The sequence below is a fragment of the Tessaracoccus pujii genome (assembly GCF_054483895.1).
Genome location: NZ_CM137012.1, coordinates 161,234 through 179,557 on the forward strand (window position 1 = coordinate 161,234; position 18,324 = coordinate 179,557).

General features: G+C 69.7%; 21 protein-coding genes and 1 tRNA gene. 10 read left to right on the forward strand and 12 right to left on the reverse strand.

Annotated features, from left to right (window positions below):
• Positions 1-26: 26 nt before the first annotated feature.
• Positions 27-551 (forward strand): DUF501 domain-containing protein, encoded by a 525-nt coding sequence (locus tag ACX1D0_RS00710; protein WP_459019001.1) that lies wholly within the window; start codon positions 27-29, stop codon positions 549-551.
• Positions 548-1,465, forward strand: coding sequence for a Ppx/GppA phosphatase family protein (locus tag ACX1D0_RS00715; RefSeq protein ID WP_459019002.1), 918 nt, complete (start codon positions 548-550; stop codon positions 1,463-1,465). Before ACX1D0_RS00710 ends, ACX1D0_RS00715 begins: the two co-directional genes overlap by 4 nt.
• On the opposite strand, the gene ACX1D0_RS00720 is transcribed toward ACX1D0_RS00715, so the two are convergent.
• The 3 genes from ACX1D0_RS00720 to ACX1D0_RS00730 form a co-directional block, all read right to left on the reverse strand.
• A complete protein-coding gene (locus ACX1D0_RS00720) occupies positions 1,451-2,944 on the reverse strand; it encodes a flotillin family protein (RefSeq protein WP_459019003.1) in 1,494 nt (497 codons plus the stop codon). The genes ACX1D0_RS00715 and ACX1D0_RS00720 overlap by 15 nt on opposite strands.
• Positions 2,945-2,966: 22 nt before the next feature.
• The gene (locus ACX1D0_RS00725) at positions 2,967-3,485 is read right to left on the reverse strand and encodes an NfeD family protein (RefSeq protein ID WP_459019004.1); all 519 of its coding nucleotides are present in this window, start codon (positions 3,483-3,485) and stop codon (positions 2,967-2,969) included.
• Between the two features lie 61 nt (positions 3,486-3,546).
• Positions 3,547-4,266, reverse strand: coding sequence for a hypothetical protein (locus ACX1D0_RS00730; protein WP_459019005.1), 720 nt, complete (start codon positions 4,264-4,266; stop codon positions 3,547-3,549).
• A 155-nt stretch (positions 4,267-4,421) separates the two neighbouring features.
• Here ACX1D0_RS00730 and ACX1D0_RS00735 point away from each other — a divergent pair, with 155 nt between their 5' ends.
• The gene (locus ACX1D0_RS00735; protein WP_459019006.1) at positions 4,422-4,979 is read left to right on the forward strand and encodes a hypothetical protein; all 558 of its coding nucleotides are present in this window, start codon (positions 4,422-4,424) and stop codon (positions 4,977-4,979) included.
• A gap of 234 nt (positions 4,980-5,213) precedes the next feature.
• Here the strand turns inward: ACX1D0_RS00735 and trhA are convergent, their stop codons facing one another.
• A complete protein-coding gene (trhA, locus tag ACX1D0_RS00740) occupies positions 5,214-5,891 on the reverse strand; it encodes a PAQR family membrane homeostasis protein TrhA (protein ID WP_459019007.1) in 678 nt (225 codons plus the stop codon).
• Between the two features lie 142 nt (positions 5,892-6,033).
• Between trhA and ACX1D0_RS00745 the strand changes: the two genes are divergently transcribed.
• Entirely contained in the window at positions 6,034-6,501 is a 468-nt protein-coding gene (locus ACX1D0_RS00745; RefSeq protein WP_459019008.1) for a TY-Chap domain-containing protein, read from the forward strand.
• A 153-nt stretch (positions 6,502-6,654) separates the two neighbouring features.
• Positions 6,655-6,728 (forward strand) — tRNA-Leu (locus ACX1D0_RS00750).
• Positions 6,729-6,731: 3 nt separating this feature from the next.
• On the opposite strand, the gene ACX1D0_RS00755 is transcribed toward ACX1D0_RS00750, so the two are convergent.
• Positions 6,732-8,150, reverse strand: coding sequence for an MBL fold metallo-hydrolase RNA specificity domain-containing protein (locus ACX1D0_RS00755; protein ID WP_459019009.1), 1,419 nt, complete (start codon positions 8,148-8,150; stop codon positions 6,732-6,734).
• A gap of 127 nt (positions 8,151-8,277) precedes the next feature.
• On the opposite strand from ACX1D0_RS00755, the gene ACX1D0_RS00760 reads away from it, so the two are divergent.
• Complete coding sequence (locus tag ACX1D0_RS00760) at positions 8,278-9,105, forward strand: Bax inhibitor-1/YccA family protein (RefSeq protein WP_459019010.1); 828 nt, start codon at positions 8,278-8,280, stop codon at positions 9,103-9,105.
• Here ACX1D0_RS00760 and ACX1D0_RS00765 read toward each other — a convergent pair.
• A complete protein-coding gene (locus tag ACX1D0_RS00765; protein ID WP_459019011.1) occupies positions 9,095-9,787 on the reverse strand; it encodes an NUDIX hydrolase in 693 nt (230 codons plus the stop codon). The two genes, ACX1D0_RS00760 and ACX1D0_RS00765, sit on opposite strands and share 11 nt — an antisense overlap.
• Before the next feature lie 93 nt (positions 9,788-9,880).
• Here ACX1D0_RS00765 and ypfJ point away from each other — a divergent pair, with 93 nt between their 5' ends.
• Positions 9,881-10,771, forward strand: a complete 891-nt coding sequence (gene ypfJ, locus ACX1D0_RS00770) for a KPN_02809 family neutral zinc metallopeptidase (protein WP_459019012.1) — start codon at positions 9,881-9,883, stop codon at positions 10,769-10,771.
• Between the two features lie 3 nt (positions 10,772-10,774).
• On the opposite strand, the gene ACX1D0_RS00775 is transcribed toward ypfJ, so the two are convergent.
• The 3 genes from ACX1D0_RS00775 to ACX1D0_RS00785 all read right to left on the reverse strand — a co-directional run bounded on the left by ACX1D0_RS00775 (position 10,775) and on the right by ACX1D0_RS00785 (position 13,198).
• Complete coding sequence (locus ACX1D0_RS00775; RefSeq protein WP_459019013.1) at positions 10,775-11,785, reverse strand: hypothetical protein; 1,011 nt, start codon at positions 11,783-11,785, stop codon at positions 10,775-10,777.
• A gap of 26 nt (positions 11,786-11,811) precedes the next feature.
• Complete coding sequence (gene msrA / locus ACX1D0_RS00780; RefSeq protein ID WP_459020351.1) at positions 11,812-12,441, reverse strand: peptide-methionine (S)-S-oxide reductase MsrA; 630 nt, start codon at positions 12,439-12,441, stop codon at positions 11,812-11,814.
• A 73-nt stretch (positions 12,442-12,514) separates the two neighbouring features.
• The gene (locus ACX1D0_RS00785; protein ID WP_459019014.1) at positions 12,515-13,198 is read right to left on the reverse strand and encodes a uracil-DNA glycosylase; all 684 of its coding nucleotides are present in this window, start codon (positions 13,196-13,198) and stop codon (positions 12,515-12,517) included.
• 117 nt (positions 13,199-13,315) lie between these two features.
• Here ACX1D0_RS00785 and ACX1D0_RS00790 point away from each other — a divergent pair, with 117 nt between their 5' ends.
• Positions 13,316-14,110 (forward strand): hypothetical protein, encoded by a 795-nt coding sequence (locus ACX1D0_RS00790; protein WP_459019015.1) that lies wholly within the window; start codon positions 13,316-13,318, stop codon positions 14,108-14,110.
• A gap of 1 nt (position 14,111) precedes the next feature.
• On the forward strand, positions 14,112-14,573 hold the full coding sequence (locus ACX1D0_RS00795; protein WP_459019016.1) for a DUF2089 domain-containing protein: 462 nt from the start codon (positions 14,112-14,114) through the stop codon (positions 14,571-14,573).
• 1 nt (position 14,574) lies between these two features.
• Here the strand turns inward: ACX1D0_RS00795 and greA are convergent, their stop codons facing one another.
• The 3 genes from greA to ACX1D0_RS00810 all read right to left on the reverse strand — a co-directional run bounded on the left by greA (position 14,575) and on the right by ACX1D0_RS00810 (position 16,253).
• Positions 14,575-15,075 carry a transcription elongation factor GreA gene (gene greA / locus ACX1D0_RS00800; RefSeq protein WP_459019017.1) on the reverse strand — a complete coding sequence of 167 codons (501 nt, stop codon included), beginning with the start codon at positions 15,073-15,075 and terminating at the stop codon, positions 14,575-14,577.
• 12 nt (positions 15,076-15,087) lie between these two features.
• A complete protein-coding gene (locus ACX1D0_RS00805; RefSeq protein WP_459019018.1) occupies positions 15,088-15,489 on the reverse strand; it encodes a DUF4307 domain-containing protein in 402 nt (133 codons plus the stop codon).
• A gap of 179 nt (positions 15,490-15,668) precedes the next feature.
• Positions 15,669-16,253: a rhomboid family intramembrane serine protease gene (locus ACX1D0_RS00810; RefSeq protein ID WP_459019019.1), complete on the reverse strand. Its 585-nt coding sequence runs from the start codon at positions 16,251-16,253 to the stop codon at positions 15,669-15,671.
• Between the two features lie 51 nt (positions 16,254-16,304).
• Here ACX1D0_RS00810 and ACX1D0_RS00815 point away from each other — a divergent pair, with 51 nt between their 5' ends.
• Positions 16,305-18,314, forward strand: a complete 2,010-nt coding sequence (locus ACX1D0_RS00815; protein WP_459019020.1) for a thioredoxin domain-containing protein — start codon at positions 16,305-16,307, stop codon at positions 18,312-18,314.
• Positions 18,315-18,324: the final 10 nt, after the last annotated feature.

Consider the following 18,324-nt stretch of genomic DNA (forward strand, 5'->3'; position numbering starts at 1 on the left):
AGGCTCGGGCATCGGAAGGAGGCCTCATGACCCAGACCCAGCACCCGGACGCCCACGACGGCGGGCCCAGCGAGGCGGACCTCGCCGCCGTCGAGGCGCAGCTCGGACGTGAGCCGCGCGGTGTCGCGGCCGTGGCGTGGCGCTGCCCCTGTGGGAGGCCGGGCGTGGTGAAGACGCAGCCGCGGCTCGCCACCGGCACCCCCTTCCCCACCACCTACTACCTCACCTGCCAGCGCGCCGTCGCCGGATGCTCCACCCTCGAGGCGTCGGGCCTGATGGCCGAGATGACCGAGCGGCTGGCCGCCGACGGTGAGCTGGCGGACCGGTACCGCGCGGCCCACGAGGCCTACCTCGCGGACCGTGCCGAACTCGGCCACGTCGAGGAGATCGACGGCATCTCGGCCGGCGGCATGCCCACGCGGGTCAAGTGCCTGCACGTGCTCGTCGGCCACTCGCTCGCCGCCGGACCCGGCGTCAACCCCCTCGGGGACGAGGCGCTGGCGCTGCTCGGCGAGTTCTGGACCACCCCCTGCCTCCCGGAGGACGCATGATCACCGTCGCCGCCGTCGACTGCGGCACCAACTCCATCCGCCTGCTCATCCTGCGCCGGGAAAGCGACGGCGGCGTCACGGAACTGGCCCGAGAGGTGCGCCTCGCCCGCCTGGGTCAGGGCGTCGACGCCACGGGTGAGTTCCACCCCGACGCACTCGCCCGCGCGGAGGTCATCTTCGAGGAGTTCGCGGGCCTGATCGAGCGCCACCAGGTGGGTGACGTCAGGTTCGTCGCCACCTCTGCCGCCCGTGACGTGAGTAACCGCGACGTCTTCGAAGCCTCGGTGCGCCGGCGCCTGAATGTCGAGGTGGACGTCATCTCCGGCGACGAGGAGGCGCTCCTCTCGACGATGGGTGTCCTCAGCGGCGTGCACACGCCAACGCCGGCGCTGGTGTTCGACATCGGCGGAGGGTCGACCGAGCTGATCGTCGTGCACGACGGCCCCACCATCGCCTCGGCGGTCAGCCTGGACATCGGCGCCGTCCGGGTCCGGGAGCGCCTCATGCCCTCGGATCCCGCCACGGCGGACGAGGTGGCCGCCGCCCGCGCGCATGTCGGCAACCTCCTCGACGGCGCGGGCGTGGACTTCGCCTCCCTGACCTCCGCCATCGGCGTCGCCGGGACCGTCACGAGTGTCGCGGCGTCGGTGCTGGGGCTGCAGGAGTACTCCCGCCAGGCGGTCCATGAGACGGTGCTGAGCCGCGACGACATTGCCCGCACGGTGGACCGCTGGCTGGCGCAGACCGCCGAGGAGACCGCCGCAGAGCCGTGCATGCACCCGCTCCGCGCCGCCGTCCTCGGCGCCGGCGGGCTGATCCTCGACGAGATCTCCCGCCGCGTCCCGGGAGGAGCGGTGCTGGTCAGCGAGACCGACATCCTCGACGGGATCGCGCTCGGGCTACTGCACCGCTGACTCCGGGGCCGCGTCCCTGGCGGCGAACCGGTCAAGGACCGCGGTGAGGTCGTAGCCGGTGGCGTCCTTCACCATCTGCATCGTCTGCAGCATGTTGGAGGTGACGGCCTTGGGGAGTGCCGCAGCGCCCTCGGTGGACACGATCGTCAGCGTGTCGATGTTGCCCATCGGCGCGGCGATCTTCTCCGCGATCTGTGGCAGCACCTCGATCAGCATCTGCAGCACGGCGGCGTCGTTGTAGTGCGCGAACGCCTCGGCGCGCTTGTTCATGGCCTCGGCCTCCGCCTGGCCGACGGCCAGCACCGCGGCCGCCTGAGCCTCGCCCTCGGCGCGGACCGCTTCCGCTTCCGCCGTGCGCCGGGCCTTCTCAGCCTCGCCGCGGCGGGCGCCCTCGATGGCCTCGGCCTCCGCCAGCGCCGAGCGCCGGGACTTCTCGCCGACGCCGCTCAGCCGGGCCTTCTCCGCCTCCGCCTCGGCGTTGGCGATCGAGGCGGCCTTCCGGGCGTCGGCCTCGAAGATGGCCGCGTTGCGCTGAGCCTCAGCGGCCGTCTCGACGCGGTAGCGCTCGGCGTCGGCTGGGCGCCGGACCTCGGTGTCGAGCTGGCGTTCCTTCAAGGCCGCCTGCGCCACGGCCACCTTCTCCTGCTCGAACAGGATGGACTGGTCCCGGTCCGCCTGCGCGAGGGGCCCGGCGGCGGCCGCCTGGGCGCGGGCGGCGTCGGTCTCGGCCTGGATCTCGGCCTGCTTGAGGACGAGGGCGCGGGTGGCGATCGCGATCTCCTGCTCGGCGGCGATCTGCGCCTGCTCGGCCTCGCGGCGCGCTTCCGCCTCCGCCACGGCGGCCATGCGGCCCAGCTTGGCCGACTCGGGGCGGCCCAGGTCCGACAGGTAGGTGCCGTCGTCGGTGATGTCCTGGATCTGGAACGTGTCGAGCACCAGGCCCTGTCCGGTGAGCGAGGACTCCGACTCGTCCGTGACGCGCTGCGCGAAGGCCGCCCGGTCGCGGATGATCTGTTCGACCGTCAAGGACCCGACGATGGAGCGCAGCGAGCCGGCGAGCGTCTCCTGCGTGAACGTCTCGATTTCGGCCTGCTGGCTGAGGAAGCGCTGGGCGGAGGCCCGGATCGAATCCTCGTTGCCGCCGACCTTCACGATGGCCACGCCGTCGACGTTGAGCTTGATGCCCTGGCCGGACACGGCGTTGCGGATGGTCACCATGATGCGACGTGACGACAGGTCCAGCACGTGGAGGCGCTGGATGAACGGAACCACGAACACGCCGCCTCCCATGACCACCTTCTGGCCGCTGAGGTCGGTGGAGACCAGCCCGGTCTCGGGGTTGCGCACCTCCTTGCCCTTGCGGCCGGTGATGATGAACGCCTCGTTGGGTTTGGCCACCTTGTAGCGGCTGGCGACGAGGAGGCCCACGAGGAGCAACAGCAGGAGGAGTCCCGCGATCGGGAGCAGGGCGGGGGGCATGGCAGTGCCTTTCTAGGCGGGATCAGTCGGTGATCTCGGGGGTGTGGTCTGTGGGTGTGACCTCGACGGCGGTGGGTGACATCACTGAGGAGACCCACACCTCGGTGCCTGCAGCGACGGGCCGGGCGGACCGGGCGCTGACCTTGCGCACGTGGCCGCCGACGGTGACGTGGATCTCCCCGTACCCGTCGGCGGGGATGGGGGTGATGACACGGGCCGGGTGGCCGATCATCGAGTCCGAGCGGAAGGTCGCGGCGTCTTCGCCGGCACGCAGCCGCCTGGTCAGCCACAGGGCGCCCCACGCGGCGGTGGAGCCGATGGCTCCGCCGACCACGACGGCGAGCAGCGTGTTGGGGACCAGTGCCAGGGAGAGCGCGCCGCCGAACCCGAAGGCCCCGACGAACGCCGCGATGCTGGAGATCGAGAAGAGATCGCTGTCCAGGGCGTCGAGGCCGAGCACTCCGTCGAGCACATCACCGAGGATCAGGGTCGCCAGTACGAGCGCGATGCCGACAGCGCCGATGATCAAGAACGTAGTCAACGGCTGCTCCCCTCCGGTGGGTGGACACTCCCAGCGTAGCGGGCGCCCCGTGCACCTCTCGCTAGGCGAGCATGCGGGTGCCGGTGGGTGTGGTCTCGTAGCGGTAACCGAGAGGGCTGAACCAGTAGAACTGTCCGGGTCTGGGTTGGTCGACGCGCCAGTGTCGTGCGGTCTTGGCGCGGTGGGCTTTGCGTCCGAGGGGGGCGAGGTTCCCGACGCAGGTCTGGCCGTGGCAGCCCGGCACGTAGGGCTGGGTGTGATCCAGGTCCAGGCCGTGGGCTCGGCGCTGTGAGTAGGGAAACATTTCGTGGTGCAGGGTCAGTAGGAGGGCCTTCTTCAGCCCCACGGTGGGCACGTAGTGGTCCTCGGCGGGGATTTCCGGCAGGTCGATCACCGGCTGCACTGTGATTTCGAGGCCCGGAAGGAGTTCGGCCAGCAGCGCGGTGGTGATGTGCCCGGCCTTGTCGACGCGGGCAGCGCCGGTGAGGTGGCCGATGGCGTCGGTGTGGATGTGGACGGCGAGCTCCAGTTTGGGGCGGAGCTTGGCCAGCGGCGTGGTGATGGTGCCGCAGAGGGCGCCGACGCAGTGCGGATCGTGCCGCTGTGCGCCCCCCGACTCGTCGGGAGGGTCCGGCAGGGCGACGCCCGCACCGAGCGGGATGCTTTGGTTGTCGGGCGTGGCGGCCGCGCTCTCGAGGGCGACGGCAGAGGGGCCGTCCAGGAGGGCGGGTTGTGCGGCGCGTTGGAGGAGGGCCAGCGCGTAGGCGGGGTTGGCGAGCACTCCGAGCGCCTTGGCGCGCAGGATCGTCTTCGACGTTGCGGGCTGCTCGGCTGCGAGGAGGTCCGCGATGCGGCGACGGCCGCGTCGAGGTAGCGGGCGTCGATCACGTCGAGGCGGCCGGTGAGGTTCATCACCCCGTCGTACAGGCCCCAGAGGTGGACTCCGCGGGTGGCGCGCTGTTGCCGTTCGCGTTCCGCGGCGCGGGCCCGGTCTGCCTCGATGATCATCTTCCGCAGCAGGTTGAGCGAAGCCGTCCAGCCCAACGCATCCTGCTTCGCGACCCACCGCATGGTGACATGATCTGCCATGTCGGCCGGGAGGTCCAGGCACAGCTCTGCGGCCTTGCAGGCACGCGCCGCCTCGATCTCCCCCTGCTGCACCGCGGTGTACAGGCGGGGATGGCGGTGTTTGAGGTTGAGTGCGGCGGCGAGCTTGGAAGCGGCGACGACCGGGGGGCAGCGCAGGAGCCCTGCCAACTCCAGACCGATGAACTCGGACACCGCCGGGGTGCCGCTGCCGCCGACGATCACCTTCCGCTCCGCGAGGACTTCCAGCACGTCGTCGTCCTCGACGTGGTACTGCTCGGCAAGCTCGCAGATCAAGGTGAGCGTGGTCGCCTCGGCGAAGCGGCGCAGCTCGTCGACGGAGCGCAGCTGCTCCGCGATCTCGCGCGCCGAATCCTTCATGTGCTCCACGCTAGAACCGACCACTGACAATTTTCGATAAGGCGTACCAATCGGGTGAAGTCGTAGAGAGATTCTTTCTGGCCGGGCCGACGTCCGCTGGGCTGGCAGGACGCCGGCGGCTTGGGCCACGTCCGCAACGATCCTCGCTCTGCGGATGAGTTCAGCGGAGCAACCGCGGCCGACGGTGGTACGGGTGATCGACGCCTGTGAACTCCGAGAGCGGCAAACGAGCCGCGTCTCGTCGTCTCGACAAGGCGTGGATCACGCCGGCAGCACGTAGCGATACATCAAGAGGTAGTGCAGGAACGCCGCCACGGCCACGAGCACGTGCCAGATCTCGTGGAAGCCGAACCGGCCGGGCCAGGGGTTCGGCCGCTCGATCACGTAGATCACGAAGCCCGTGCTGTACACCAGACCGCCCGCCGCAAGCAGGACGAGTGCCGTCGGCGGGAGCGAGACGTCCGCGCCCAACAGCGCGATGGTCATCCAGCCGAGCGTGATGTAGAGGGTGTTGGTGACGTACTTCGGGATTCGACGCCACACCGAACGGAGCACGATCCCTAGAATCGCGACGGCCCACACCGCGCCAAACACCGCCCATCCGTAGACACTGCGGAAGAGCACCAGCACGAGGGGAGTGACCGTGCCGGCGATCAGGGTGAAGACCGATGCGTAGTCGAGCGTCCGCAGCGCCTCGTTCACCCGGGGTCCGCGGTCGAGCCCATGGTGGAGCGTGCTCGCCGCGAAGAGCGTCATGAGGGACAGCCCGTAGACGCCGAACCCGACGATCTTCCAGGGGTCTCCCTGAGCGACGGCCTGGGAGACGAGCAGGACCGTCCCCATGACCGAGAAGCAGAAGGCCACCAGGTGCGAGAGGGTATTGAACCGCTCGTCGGTCACGTGGATGCTGCCGTCCCTGCTTCTGATAGCGCTGTTCACCAGCCGCCTTCCGCCGTGTGGCCGTGCGTGAGGGGGGTCCCGTCACGACGCAGTTTACCGGGGCGAAACTGTCGTACCTGCGCCCTAGCGTCGGCGTCAGTCGTCGACACTCAGGTCGGCGCGCGGACGGTAGGAGGTCCTCATGGACGACGTGATCGATCTGGAAGCCACGGTGGAGGCGTCGTGGCGGACGTTCGAGCAGGAGTACGCAGCCGCGGTGCGGGAGTTGCGTCCAGGGCAATACCTGCTGGCGAGTATCGATGACGGCTACGTGGACGATGACGACGAGGACGGCGGATCCGGGATGGAAGCCACCCCCTCCGTCATGACCTTCGCATGGGAGGGCGAGGTCGGCGTCATCGTGGAGGGCAACGATGTCCTGGCCTGCGCCTATCGCTTGACCCGGGCCGACATGTCCGCGTTGCGGAAGTGTGGGCTGCGCCGTTTCAGCAGGCACAGCTCGGCGTATCGGCTGGTGCTCCCCGTCAGTGAGGCGATGCAGGCCGCGGCCGTGGCAGCCTCCGTGCTCCGCGACGTGTTCTCCGTGATCCACCCAGCCTTTCTCAAGGGTGGAGGATTCGCCGTTCGCGGCGACGGGTTCCGCGACTGACATCGGCACGTTTCCGGCAACGGCAGTGGGAGGGAGGTGACGGCCTTCGGGCTGCTGCGCAAGTACAGGTACCCGTCGGACCGATCAGAGGAGGCGGTGAAGCGGGTGGTGCACCAGATGGAGGTGTTGTCGCGCGGCTAGAATCGCCGTCGCGCCCTCGTGGCCCAACTGGCAGAGGCAGGCGGCTTAAACCCGCTTCAGTACGGGTTCGAATCCCGTCGGGGGCACCCTCAGTCCGCGACGTCCAGGTCATCGGGATCCACGCCGTCGGCCAGCAGGCTGACCACCTCGCCGAACCGTGGCACCACCGCCACCCAGCCCAGCTCGTCCTCGATCCGACGAGCGAACGTGGCCGCGACCTGCGGCTCGCCGTGCGTGATGAACACCGTCTCTGGCTCCCTGTCCAGCTCACGCAGCCAGTCGAGGAGGTCGGAGGCGTCCCCGTGCACCGAGAACTCGTGGTCCCGGACGATCTCAGCCTTGACGGGCACGTACCGGCCGTTGATCTTCACCGAGTGGGCGCCCTCCTCGAGCGCACGGCCGCGCGTCCCCTCTGCCTGGAAGCCGGTGAGGACCACCGTGTTGCGCGGGTCCGGCAGAAGCCGCTGCAGGTGATAGAGCACCCTCCCGCCCTCCGCCATGCCGGAGGAGCTGACGATGATCATCGGGTCGGTGCGGCTGTTGAGCTTCTTCGAGTCCCGCGCCTCGCGAGCCTCACCGAGGTCGAGGTCGGTGAAGTCGGCCAGTGTGATGTCCTCGGCCAACTCGCCCAGCGATTCGTCGGCGTACACGGCCAGGGCCGCGATCGACATCGGCCCGTCCACGACGACGGGTACCCGAGGGATGCGACCCTCCCGCGTCAGGCGCACCAGCGCGTGCAGCACCGTCTCGGTCCTGTCGATCGCGAACGCCGGCACCACCACCTGCCCGCCACGCTCGACGGTGCGACGGATGGCCGCGGCGAACGGCTCGTGCGCCAGCTCGGGCTCGAGATGCTCGCGGTCGCCGTAGGTGGACTCACAGAGCACGACGTCGGCCCCGGGCGGCGTCTCACGGGGCTTGAGGATGGGGTGGTCGTGGCGGCCCAGGTCTCCGGAGAACAGCACGCTGCGGTCCCCGAACCGGACGTGGATGCTCGCGGAGCCGAGGATGTGGCCCGCGCGCACCCAGCGGGCGGTGACACCGTCGAGGTCCACATCGGTGTCGAACGGGACGGGGCGCATCAGCGGCAGAGTGTCCTCGACGTGCACGCCGGTGTAGAGCGCCTCGGGCGGCTCGTGCCTCGAGTAGCCGCCGCGGAGCGCATCCGTGACCGACTGCTCCTGGAGCCGGCCGGAGTCCCGCAGCACGATCTCGGCGAGGCGGATCGTGGCCTCGGTGCACCAGATGGGCCCCCGGAACCCGTGCTTGACGAGTGCCGGAAGGTAGGCCGAATGGTCCGTGTGCGCGTGTGTGAGGAGCACGTCGGTGATCGAGGCGGGATCAACCGGGAAGTCCGCCCGGTTCTGGGTCCGCCACTGCTTCTCGCCCTGGAACATGCCGGCGTCGACGAGGATCCGCCTGCCGCCGAGGGTCAGCAGGTACTTCGAGCCGGTGACAGTGCCGGCCGCACCGAGGAACGTGAGGGTCGCGGTCTGAGGAGTGCTCATGACTCCGATCGTCGCACGACGGCGGGGTCGCCACGCCGAACCCGTCGAAGGGCAGATGTGTTGCGGTCCTCGGTACCATGGAGACCGACAGACTCCTCCTTGGGTCAGCCCAGAAAGAGCAAGTGACATGGCAAATCCGATCATCGGTCGCCCCGACGCCTTCGCGCGGAACGCTGCCCCGCAGCAGCAGTACCCGCAGCCCGGCTACGGCTACGACCAGCCGCAATACTCCCAGTACCCCCAGCAGTCGCCCTACGCACCCTCCCAGCAGCCGGCCCGCGTCGGCGGCGTGATGACCCTGGACGACGTCATCGCCAAGAGCGCGATCACGCTCGGCGTGGTGCTCGTCGTGGCCATCGCCACGTTCATGTTCATCCCCACCAGCCTGCTGATGCCGGCCGTGATCGTGTCGGCCCTCGTCGGGTTCGTCACGGTGCTGTTCGTGGCCGGCAGGGCCAAGCTCCCCGTCGGCGGCGTGCTGTTCTACGCTGCGGTCGAGGGCGTCTTCGTGGGCGCGTTCTCGCTCCTGTTCGAGCTGATGTACCCCGGCATCGTGGTGTCCGCGGTGCTCGCGACCTTCGTCACGGCAGGCGCCACGCTCGCCGCGTACAAGTTCTTCAACATCCGCGTCACCGCCAAGTTCCGCAAGGTGGTCTTCATTGCCACCGCGTCGCTGGCGGCCGTATTCCTGGTCAACCTGGTGCTCGCGCTGTTCGGCATCGATCTCGGCATCCGCGACATCGGCTCAGGCGCCGGACTGCTGTCCATCGGCATCTCGGTGCTGGCGGTCATCCTCGCGGTGCTCAGCCTCGTCGTGGACTTCGACTCGATCGAGCGCGGCATCGCGGCCCAGGCCCCGGCTCAGGAGTCGTGGCGCGCGGCCCTCGGCATCACGGTCACCATGGTGTGGCTGTACACCGAGATCCTGCGCATCATGAGCTACTTCAGGAACTGAGCGGACGGCCCAGCTTCCGGGCGAACTGCGACAGCAGCGTCCGGGAGCTGTTGGTCCAATGCAATCTGCGCCATGAGCGCGTCGGCACCCAGCTGGCCTCTTGCGTCGATCCACCCACATCGTGGACGACGGGGTCACTGGGTGTCTTGCATGTGGCGCCGTAGATGACCCGCAATGCGTGGAAGTCCTCCAGCCTCCCGGAGAGCGAACGGCCCACCCAGTGCTCGGACTCCAGGGTCAGCACCCTGTCGATCACCACCTCCTGGCCCGTCTCCTCGTAGATCTCGCGCAGCACCGCATCCGACGGGGACTCACCCGGGTCCACCCCACCGCCCGGCAGCGCCCAGGTTCCGGGGGCCGCCGTGGCTGAGGAGTTCACGGTGCCCAGGATCCCGCGGTCCGAGAACACGAGCGCGTAGGCGCCGACACGCTGGTGCAGCCGGGGCGTCTCCTGCGACGGGGCCACGTAGACCGTGTGACGCTCCTGAGGGCGGTGGTCCGCCGCGCACACCTCGCGCACGAGCCACGTGAAGACGATGTCATCGCTCTGCATGGTGGCCCCGAGGGGGCGGAGGGGCACGAAGCCATGGTCGAACATGGTGACCCGGGGGTGGCGTCCGTGCTCCACGGGGAAGCCTGCCACCGGCGCCCCCACGGGACTGGTGACACCGACGACGCGCATTGGACAAGTCTAGTCGCTGGTCCGGAGATGATCCTCTGCCGCGTCGACGGCCGTCCGGTTAGGATGGACGGACCAAGCGTGAGGGAGCGATCCATGGAGTTCCGGGACAATGCCCGCATCGACAACGCCAACGTCCGCTACGGCGGGGGAGGCGGCGGTCGCCGTGGCGGCCGCGGGATCGCCGTCGGTGGCGGCATCGGCGGCCTCATCATCACCCTGCTCCTGCTGGTCTTCGGCGGGGGCAACCTGGGCATCAATCCGGACGACATCCTGGGCGGTGGTCAGGCGCAACCCTCGACGGTGGGCCAGAACCCCGAGTGCCAGACCGGCGCGGACATCGACACCAACCCGGACTGCCGATGGCCGGCCTACGTGGTGGCCATCGAGAACTACTGGAGTCAGGTCGTCGAGGGCTACCAGCCCGGCACCACCCAGCTGTTCACCGGCCAGGTGGCGACGGCATGCGGTACCGGTTCGTCTGAGATGGGCCCCTTCTACTGCCCCGGAGACCAGACCATCTACATCGACACCGAGTTCATGGGCGTTCTGCTCAACCAGCTCGGCGCGGCCGGCGGTTACGCCGCGGAGGCCTACATCGTCGCCCACGAGTACGGCCATCACATCTCCAACCTGACCGGCACCATGCAGCAGGCGCGCTCCATGGGCAACGACACCGGACCCACCTCCGGCCAGGTGCGCCTCGAGCTCCAGGCCGACTGCTACGCCGGGGTGTGGTTCAACAACACCCTCAAGGATCCGCAATCGCCCATCGAGTCGATCACGCAGGACGACCTCAACCGCATCGTCGACGCCGCCCGAGCAGTCGGCGATGACCACATCCAGGAGCAGCAGGGCGGCCGTGTCGTTCCGGAGAGCTGGACGCACGGTTCATCCGAGATGCGGCAGCTGTGGGTGGCCAAGGGCTTCAACAGCGGAGACCCGAACGTGTGTGACACGTTCTCCACCGACGATCTGGGGCAGTAGCGGTCAGCCGACAAGGTCGGTCATGTCGCGGCCTTCGAGGTCCGCGTAGTGCACTTCGCCCTGGCAGTCCACGCGTGCCACCGGCGCGGAGCGCTGGAGGCTCATGTCGATGAGCACGTCGCACTGCTCCTCCGACGTGGTCTGGAACTGAGCCACGGTCTTGGCGAGTGCCGCGGGTTGGATGAGCGCGGGGTCGAACGTGGTGAGAGCGGGCGAATCGGTGCGCCTCGTCTCGAACACGGGGACGGCTCCGACGCGCGCGCGGTTCAGCACCACGCCTGGATCCACGTCCGGCAGGTCTGCCCAGTACCCCCGGGCTAGGTTGAAGCCGACGGCGTACACCTCACGGGCGTCGCCCAGAACCTCGGCGAGTCCGGCGGTGATGTCCGCCACCGAGGTCACCCCCAGGACCGCGACCGCGGTGCCGTCCTGCCGGTAGAACACGGTCTCGGACTCCGGGCGGGAGGTGACGGTCATGAGTACCTGACCGTCGCGGTAGTCCACGATCTGGAGCACCAGGTCACCGCGTACCCCGCGCAGGTCCGCCACGTCGAACATTCGGCCGACGGACTCCAACGGGAAGTCATTGGGGTCGAAGGTGGCCTGGTCGAAGTACTGCACGTCCGAGTCCACTCGGTCGATGACGCCATCGCGCCATTGGTAGGTGGCCACGCCGAGGTCCGGCAGAAGGGCACTGAGGGTCGCGGCGTCACTGGTGACGTCCACCTTGAGCACAGGGAGGCCACCCGCCACGCGGTGCAGCTCCCCCACGACCTCGGCGGCCGAGCCGTCGACCAGATCCTCGGTGACAGGGAAGCTGACGGGCAGGGCACGGGCAGGGAGCGGGCTGCCGCTGGGCGACGGGGCGGCAGTGGGGGAGTTGCTGACGGGCGGCGCCGACACGCCGACTGTGGTCGACGGTGCGGCGGTGCCGGTGGGCGCGGGAGTTGGGTCCGTACAGCCGGTGGCGACGGCGAGGGCAAGCGCTGCCACCCCCACCCGCCAACTCCGCATGGCGCAAGTGTAGGAGACGCCGGTGGTCAGCTCCGCGGGCCGCAGGTCACGCCCGTGGCGTGGTTGGGGCAGTAGCCCTGGGGATTCTTGTGCAGGTACTGCTGGTGCTCCACCTCGGCGTAGTAGAACACCTGCCCGGGAGCGATCTCCGTGGCGATCCGGCCGAACCCGGCGTCCGTCAGCTGAGCCTGGAACTCCTCACGCGTGCGCTCGGCGGCCTCCCGCTGTGCCTCGTCGACGGGGAAGACGGCCGATCGGTACTGGGTGCCGACGTCGTTGCCCTGGCGGTTGAGCTGGGTGGGGTCATGATTCTCCCAGAACAGGCGCAGCAGGTCCTCGTACGAGACGCGGACCGGGTCGAACACCACCCGCACCGTCTCCGTGTGGCCGGTCCGGCCGGTGCAGGTCTCCTGGTAGGTGGGGTTCGGGGTGATCCCACCCATGAACCCCACGGCGGTGTTGACCACGCCGTCGACCTCCCAGTACAGGCGCTCCTCGCCCCAGTAGCAGCCCAGGGCGAAGTAGGCCACCTCGCAGCGCGGGGGTACCTCGTCGAGGGGAAGTCCGAGCACCGCGTGCCTGGGGATGGGCGCCAGGACGGGGGACGTGCGCCCCGGCAACGCGTCGGCTTCGCCCACCTTCTGGGGCGTGGACATGCGGGCATTGAGCCAGGCGAGAACGTCGATCTCCATGCTCCCGATGCTAACCCCGATGGGCAACCGGTTCGTTTCACCCTGCAGAGGGCAGGCGCCAGTCGATGGCGGAGCCGCCCTGCGCTTCGAGGAGCCGGTTGGTCTGGCTGAAGGGCCTCGACCCGAAGAAGCCGGTCCGGGCGGACAGGGGCGACGGGTGGGCGCTGGCGATGACCGGGACCTCACCGAGCAGCGGACGGGCCGTCTGGGCGTCCCTGCCCCAGAGGATGGCCACCAGCGGTCCGCCGCGGCCGGCCAGAGCTTCGACCGCGCACGCCGTGACCGCCTCCCACCCCTTGCCGCGGTGGGACGCGGGGGCGCCCGGGCGCACGGTCAGTACCCGGTTGAGCAGGAGCACGCCCTGCTCGAACCAGCGTGTGAGATCCCCGTGCTTCGAGGCGGGGATGCCGAGGTCCGCGTCGAGCTCGCGGTAGATGTTGACCAGACTCCCCGGCAGGGGACGCACCTCCGGCGCCACGGAGAACGACAGGCCGACGGGGTGGCCCGGCGTCGGGTAGGGGTCCTGGCCGAGGATGAGGACCCGGACGTCCGCCAAGGGACGCGTGAACGCCCGGAGGATGTTCTCGCCGGACGGCAGGTATCCGTGCCCGGCCGCGATCTCCGCGCGCAGGAAGGCGCCCATGGCCGAGATGTTGTCCTCGACCGGGCCAAGGGCCTCCGCCCAGTCCGGAGCGATGAGATCGGTGAGCTGCTTCGGCATGGGGCAACTCTGGCACACGGCCCCGGGCGATCGGTTGGGTCAGGGTTGAGCCTGACTCGACCCGGGAAAGTGGCAAGCCTGCCTTTCCGTAATGGAAAGGCCGATTACCATTGAGTCATGAGCAATCCCGATATCGGTCCCATCTTGGACGATCTCGCCGCCGGCCGCATCGACGCCGCCGAGGCTAGCCGCCGCATCGAGGCGGCCAAGGCACCCACCCCCGGGGTCAAGGCCGGCACCGACATTCCCGAGGACACCACCACCAACGGCGGCCCGAAGGTGGGCGGGCTGGCGCGGGTGGCCGTCACCGCCGTCGGGCGCCGGGTGCGCATCGAGGGTGACGCGTCGGTCACCACGCTCACCATCGACGGCCCGCACGTGCTGCGGCGCGTGGGCACCGTCATGGAGGTCAACTCCACCGGCGAGTTCGGCCCGAGTTTTCAGGGCTTCTCGCTCATCCGGCCGCCGCGCAACCTGGAGGACCTCCGCGACATCGGTCTGGGCAAGGAACTGGTGATCCGCGTCAACCCCTCGCTCATCGTCGACGCCGAGGTCACCACCGGCGGCCTGCGCACGGTCGGGGTGCCCCGCCTCGGCCGCATCCGCGTCACGGCGGGCGGCTCGAACCTGGAGGACGTCCACGAGATCGAGGACCTGCTCAGCCAGGCGGGCGGCATCGCGGTGAGCGGCCCCATCAGCATGGGACGCTCCCGCCTACGCGTCGAATCGGGCACCCTGACCGTGCACCTCACCAAGGGGGCCAACGTGACCATCCGCGGCGAGGCGCGGCTCGGCCGGATCAGCTGGCCGGGTGGCAGTGAGGGCGTCGACGAGTACGTGGTGGGCAACGGCTCCGCCCGGCTCGACATCGCCGTCGTCATGGGCATGGCCACGATCAAGACGGAGGACTGAGATGACCGGACGCCACCTCTACCACGCTCCCGCGGAGTGCCCCGTGTGCGGGGACCCGCTCATGACCATCCGTAAGGGCTGCCTGCACTGCGGCACCGAGATCGCCGGCGAGTTCGCCAGCTGTGACTTCTGCGCCCTCTCCGAGGCGGACCTCAGCCTGCTTCGCGTGTTCCTGGGCTCACGGGGAAACCTCCGAGAGGTGGAGAAGCACCTCCAGGTGAGCTACCCCACGGCTCGGGGCCGGCTGGATGCCGTGTTGGCCAAGCTGGGACTCACCCCGAGCGCGGAAGCGGAACCCACCGTCGACGCCGCGCCCGCCCCGCCCCACGCTGAGGGGGGCGACGAAGCGTCCGAGTATGGCGAGGAGGTGCCGGCCACCGGATCAGCCCAGGATCAGATCCTGGCGCGCGTGGCGAGGGGGGAGTTGAGCGCGGAGGTCGCGGCTCAGCTGCTGAGGGCCTGAATCAGAGGAGATCGATCTTGGTGACCACCACTGTGATCTCGCGGCCGTTGGGTGCCTCGTAGGTGACCTTGTCGCCCAGTTTCGCGCCCACGACGGCGGCGCCGAGCGGCGCCTGGGGTGAGACCGCGTGGCCCACCGAGGAATCCGTGCCGAGGATCTCCCGGGAGCCGAGCAGGAACGTCTCGGTGTCCGACTCGTCCCCGTCGAAGGCCACCGTGACCACTTTGCCGGGGGCCACCTCGTCGTGCGCGCCCTCGGGCTCGCCCACCTGGGCGCGGCGCAGCAGGTCCTCCAACTGGCGGATGCGGCTCTCCATCTGCCCCTGCTCCTCGCGGGCGGCGTGGTAGCCCCCGTTCTCGCTGAGGTCACCCTCTTCGCGGGCGGAAGCGATGCGGGCGGTCACTTCCGGGCGCCCGACCGTCTTCAGGTCGTTGAGTTCGGCCGCGAGCTTGTCGTGGGCCTCTTGCGTGAGCCAGACCACGTCGGTAGAAGTTTCGGACATTGAGCAAGCCTATCAGCCCACCGTGCGGCAGCCCTCGATGCTCACGCTCGTGGCCTCCTTCACCGTGCGCAGGGTGATGTGGACATCTGTGAGCACGGCGTCGCCGGCGGGGACCTCGACAAGCTGCTCGGCCACCTTCTCGAACGATGTGGCCTGTGCGTACACCTGGCACTCCACCGGGACCGCCGGGTCCTCCCGCTGGATCACGAGCTCGGCGGTCACCTTGGAGGGGCTCTCCACCTCGAACCCGCGGATCATCGCGGCCACCGGCGGGCTGGAGCGCACCACGCCGGTGACGATCACCAGGATGATGGCGCCGAGGACCGCCGCCCCCGCCAGGCCTCCGAGGATGAAGTCCACGGGGGAGCGCTGGGGATAGCGGGCGGCGATGCGGGCTTCGTCCTGGCTGGTCACCGGTCCATTGTGCCCTGACACGCCCACCGGTCCCGCCGGGCCTGCCAGAATGTCATGTTCGCGCCCGAGCCCCCCTAGGGGCCAACGCGGCTCGGTGCTCAACCCCAGGCTCGCCGGGGACCCGCACGCGACCTCCTCTCCGGGCTTCGTCAGGTGCCGCTGGTCCCGGAGTTCTACATCTAGACGGGAGCGGAATCGCGGCGGCGGTGCAGCTGCCACGCGGCGGCCACGCCTCCGACGGCTCCGCCCAGGTGGGCCTGCCAGCTGACGCCGGCGGCGGTGGGGAAGACGCCCCACAGCACGGAGCCGTAGAGCAGGAACACCACCACCGCGATGGCGATCTGGCCGGGCCTCCCGCTGAAGATTCCGCGCACCAACAGGTAGGCGAGCCAGCCGAAGATCACTCCGGAGGCGCCCGCCGTGATGGTGCCGAGGGGGGACAGCAGCCAGGCCGCCAGCCCCGACGTCACCACCGACGTGAGGCTCGCCACCATCCATCGGACGACGCCGGCGAGATAGGTGAGCACGCCGAGCACCAGAAACGGCAGCGAGTTGCCGATCAGGTGGCCCCAGCCGTAGTGCAGGAACGGCGCGAGGAGAATGTTGGGCAGATCCTCGGCCTGGCGGGGCTCGATCCCGTAGTAATCCAGGCTGTTGAGTGTCATGGCGTCCACAATTTCCAGCACCCACATCACGGCGAGGAGGCCGCCGATGATGACGAGGGCGCGGGACAGGGTGGGCTTGCTGACCGGCTCGACGCTCATGCCACCAGTGTGACGGACGAGGGCAAGCACGCGGCCGTTACCCTTGTCCGCATGGTCAACCGCCTCGCACAGTCCGCCAGCGACTATCTCCTCCAGCACGCGCACCAGAACATCGACTGGTGGGAGTGGTCACCTGAGGCGCTCGAGTCCGCCGTCGAGCTGGACCGTCCCATTCTGTTGTCCGTCGGCTACGCCTCCTGCCACTGGTGCCACGTGATGAGCCACGAGTCCTTCGACGACGCGGAGATCGCGCGCTACATCAACCAGCATTTCGTGGCGATCAAGGTGGATCGGCAGCAGCACCCCGACGTCGACGCGCTGTACATGGTGGCCACGCAGGCCATGAACGGTGGCACGGGCGGGTGGCCGATGACCGCGTTCCTCACGCCGACGGGGGAGCCGTTCTTCACCGGCACGTACTTCCCGCCGGTGGCCCAAGGGGGCCAGCCGTCCTTCCGTCAGGTGCTGGAGGCGATGGCCGACGCCTGGCATTCACGCCGCGACAAGGTGGTTGCCTCGGCCGCGTACGTGGTGCAGACGCTGAGGTCGCAGGCCGCACCGTCGCCCGACACCTCCCCGGACCTCCGGGCCGCCATCGACGCCGTCGAGTCGTCGTTCGATCTGATCCACGGTGGGTTCGGCGGGCAGCCCAAGTTCCCGGCGCCCACCCTCCTTGACGCGCTGCTCGTCAAGGGCGACCCCAGATCGCTGGAGCTGGCGCAGCGCACCCTCGAGGCGATGGCCCGCGGCGGCATCCACGATCAGGTGGGCGGCGGCTTCCACCGCTACGCCGTCGACCCGGGCTGGGTGGTGCCGCACTTCGAGAAGATGCTCTACGACAACGCCCTCCTCCTGGGCGCCTACGTCCGCGGGTGGCGGCGCACGGCGGACCACGATGCGGGCCTGCGGGCTCTGCTGGAGCGCACCGCGTACGGCATCGTCGAGTGGCTGGAACGGGAGATGGTCACCGACCACGGGGGATTCATCAGCGGCCTCGACGCCGACTCCTGCGACATCCGCGGCGCCGTCCACGAGGGAATCTTCTACCTGTGGAACCCTGAGCTGCTTGACGACGCCCTCGGCCCCGAACTGGGGGAGTGGGCCGCGGACGTGTTCCACGTCACCCGAGGTGGCACCTTCGAGGACGGACTCTCCACGCTGCAACTGCGCGGGCGCCCGGACTTCGCCAAGCTCGAGTCCGTGGCGGCCATCCTGCTGGAGGAGCGCGCCACGCGGTTCCGGCCCGGGTCGGACACCCTGGTGGTGGCGTCGTGGAACGGCTGGGCCATCTCGTCGCTCGTCACGGGGGCGTTGGTGTTCAACGAGAAGGGGTGGCTGGAGCTGGCGGTCCGCGCCGCTCAGCACCTCGTCGACGTCCACCTGGCCGACGGCGACCTCCGGCGGTCCTCGCGCGACGCCGTGGCCGGGCCGGGCGTCGGCGCCGCGGAGGACTTCGGCGCCGTGGCGGAGGCCTTCGCGCTGCTCGCGGGAGCGACGGGTGACGCGGCTTGGCTGCGTCGGTCCGAGGGGTTGGTGGACCGCGCGGTCGAGCTGTTCGGACACGACGACGGCGGTTTCTACGACGCGGCCGACACGGGGCTCTTCGACCGTCCCCGGTCCACCACGGACAACGTGACCCCGAGCGGCACGTCGGCTCTGGTGGCGGCTCTCCGGGTGGTGGGTCTCCTCGCGGAACGCCCGGACCTGATCGAGCGCGCCGACGCGGCCGCGCGCACCACCTGGCCCGCCGTGGCCGAGAGTCCAAGGTTCGCGGGGGCCGCGCTGGCAGACCTGCTCATCAGTGACGAGGCTCGCCGCGGGCTCAAGCCGGCGGTCGCCGTCGTCGTGAGCCAGGACCCGTTCGACGAGCTGGCGCGCGCGTCTTGGCGGCTGGCGCCGGCCGGATCCGCCGTCGTCACCGCTCCGGCCGGGGCCGAGGGCTGGGGCTCTCATCTGGAGAACCGGACCGCCCACGCGGTGTACGTGTGCCGCGGCACGGTCTGCTTCGACCCGGTGACGGACTACAACGAGCTCAAGACGCCGCTCTGGACCCGGGTGTAGAACGGCCCGC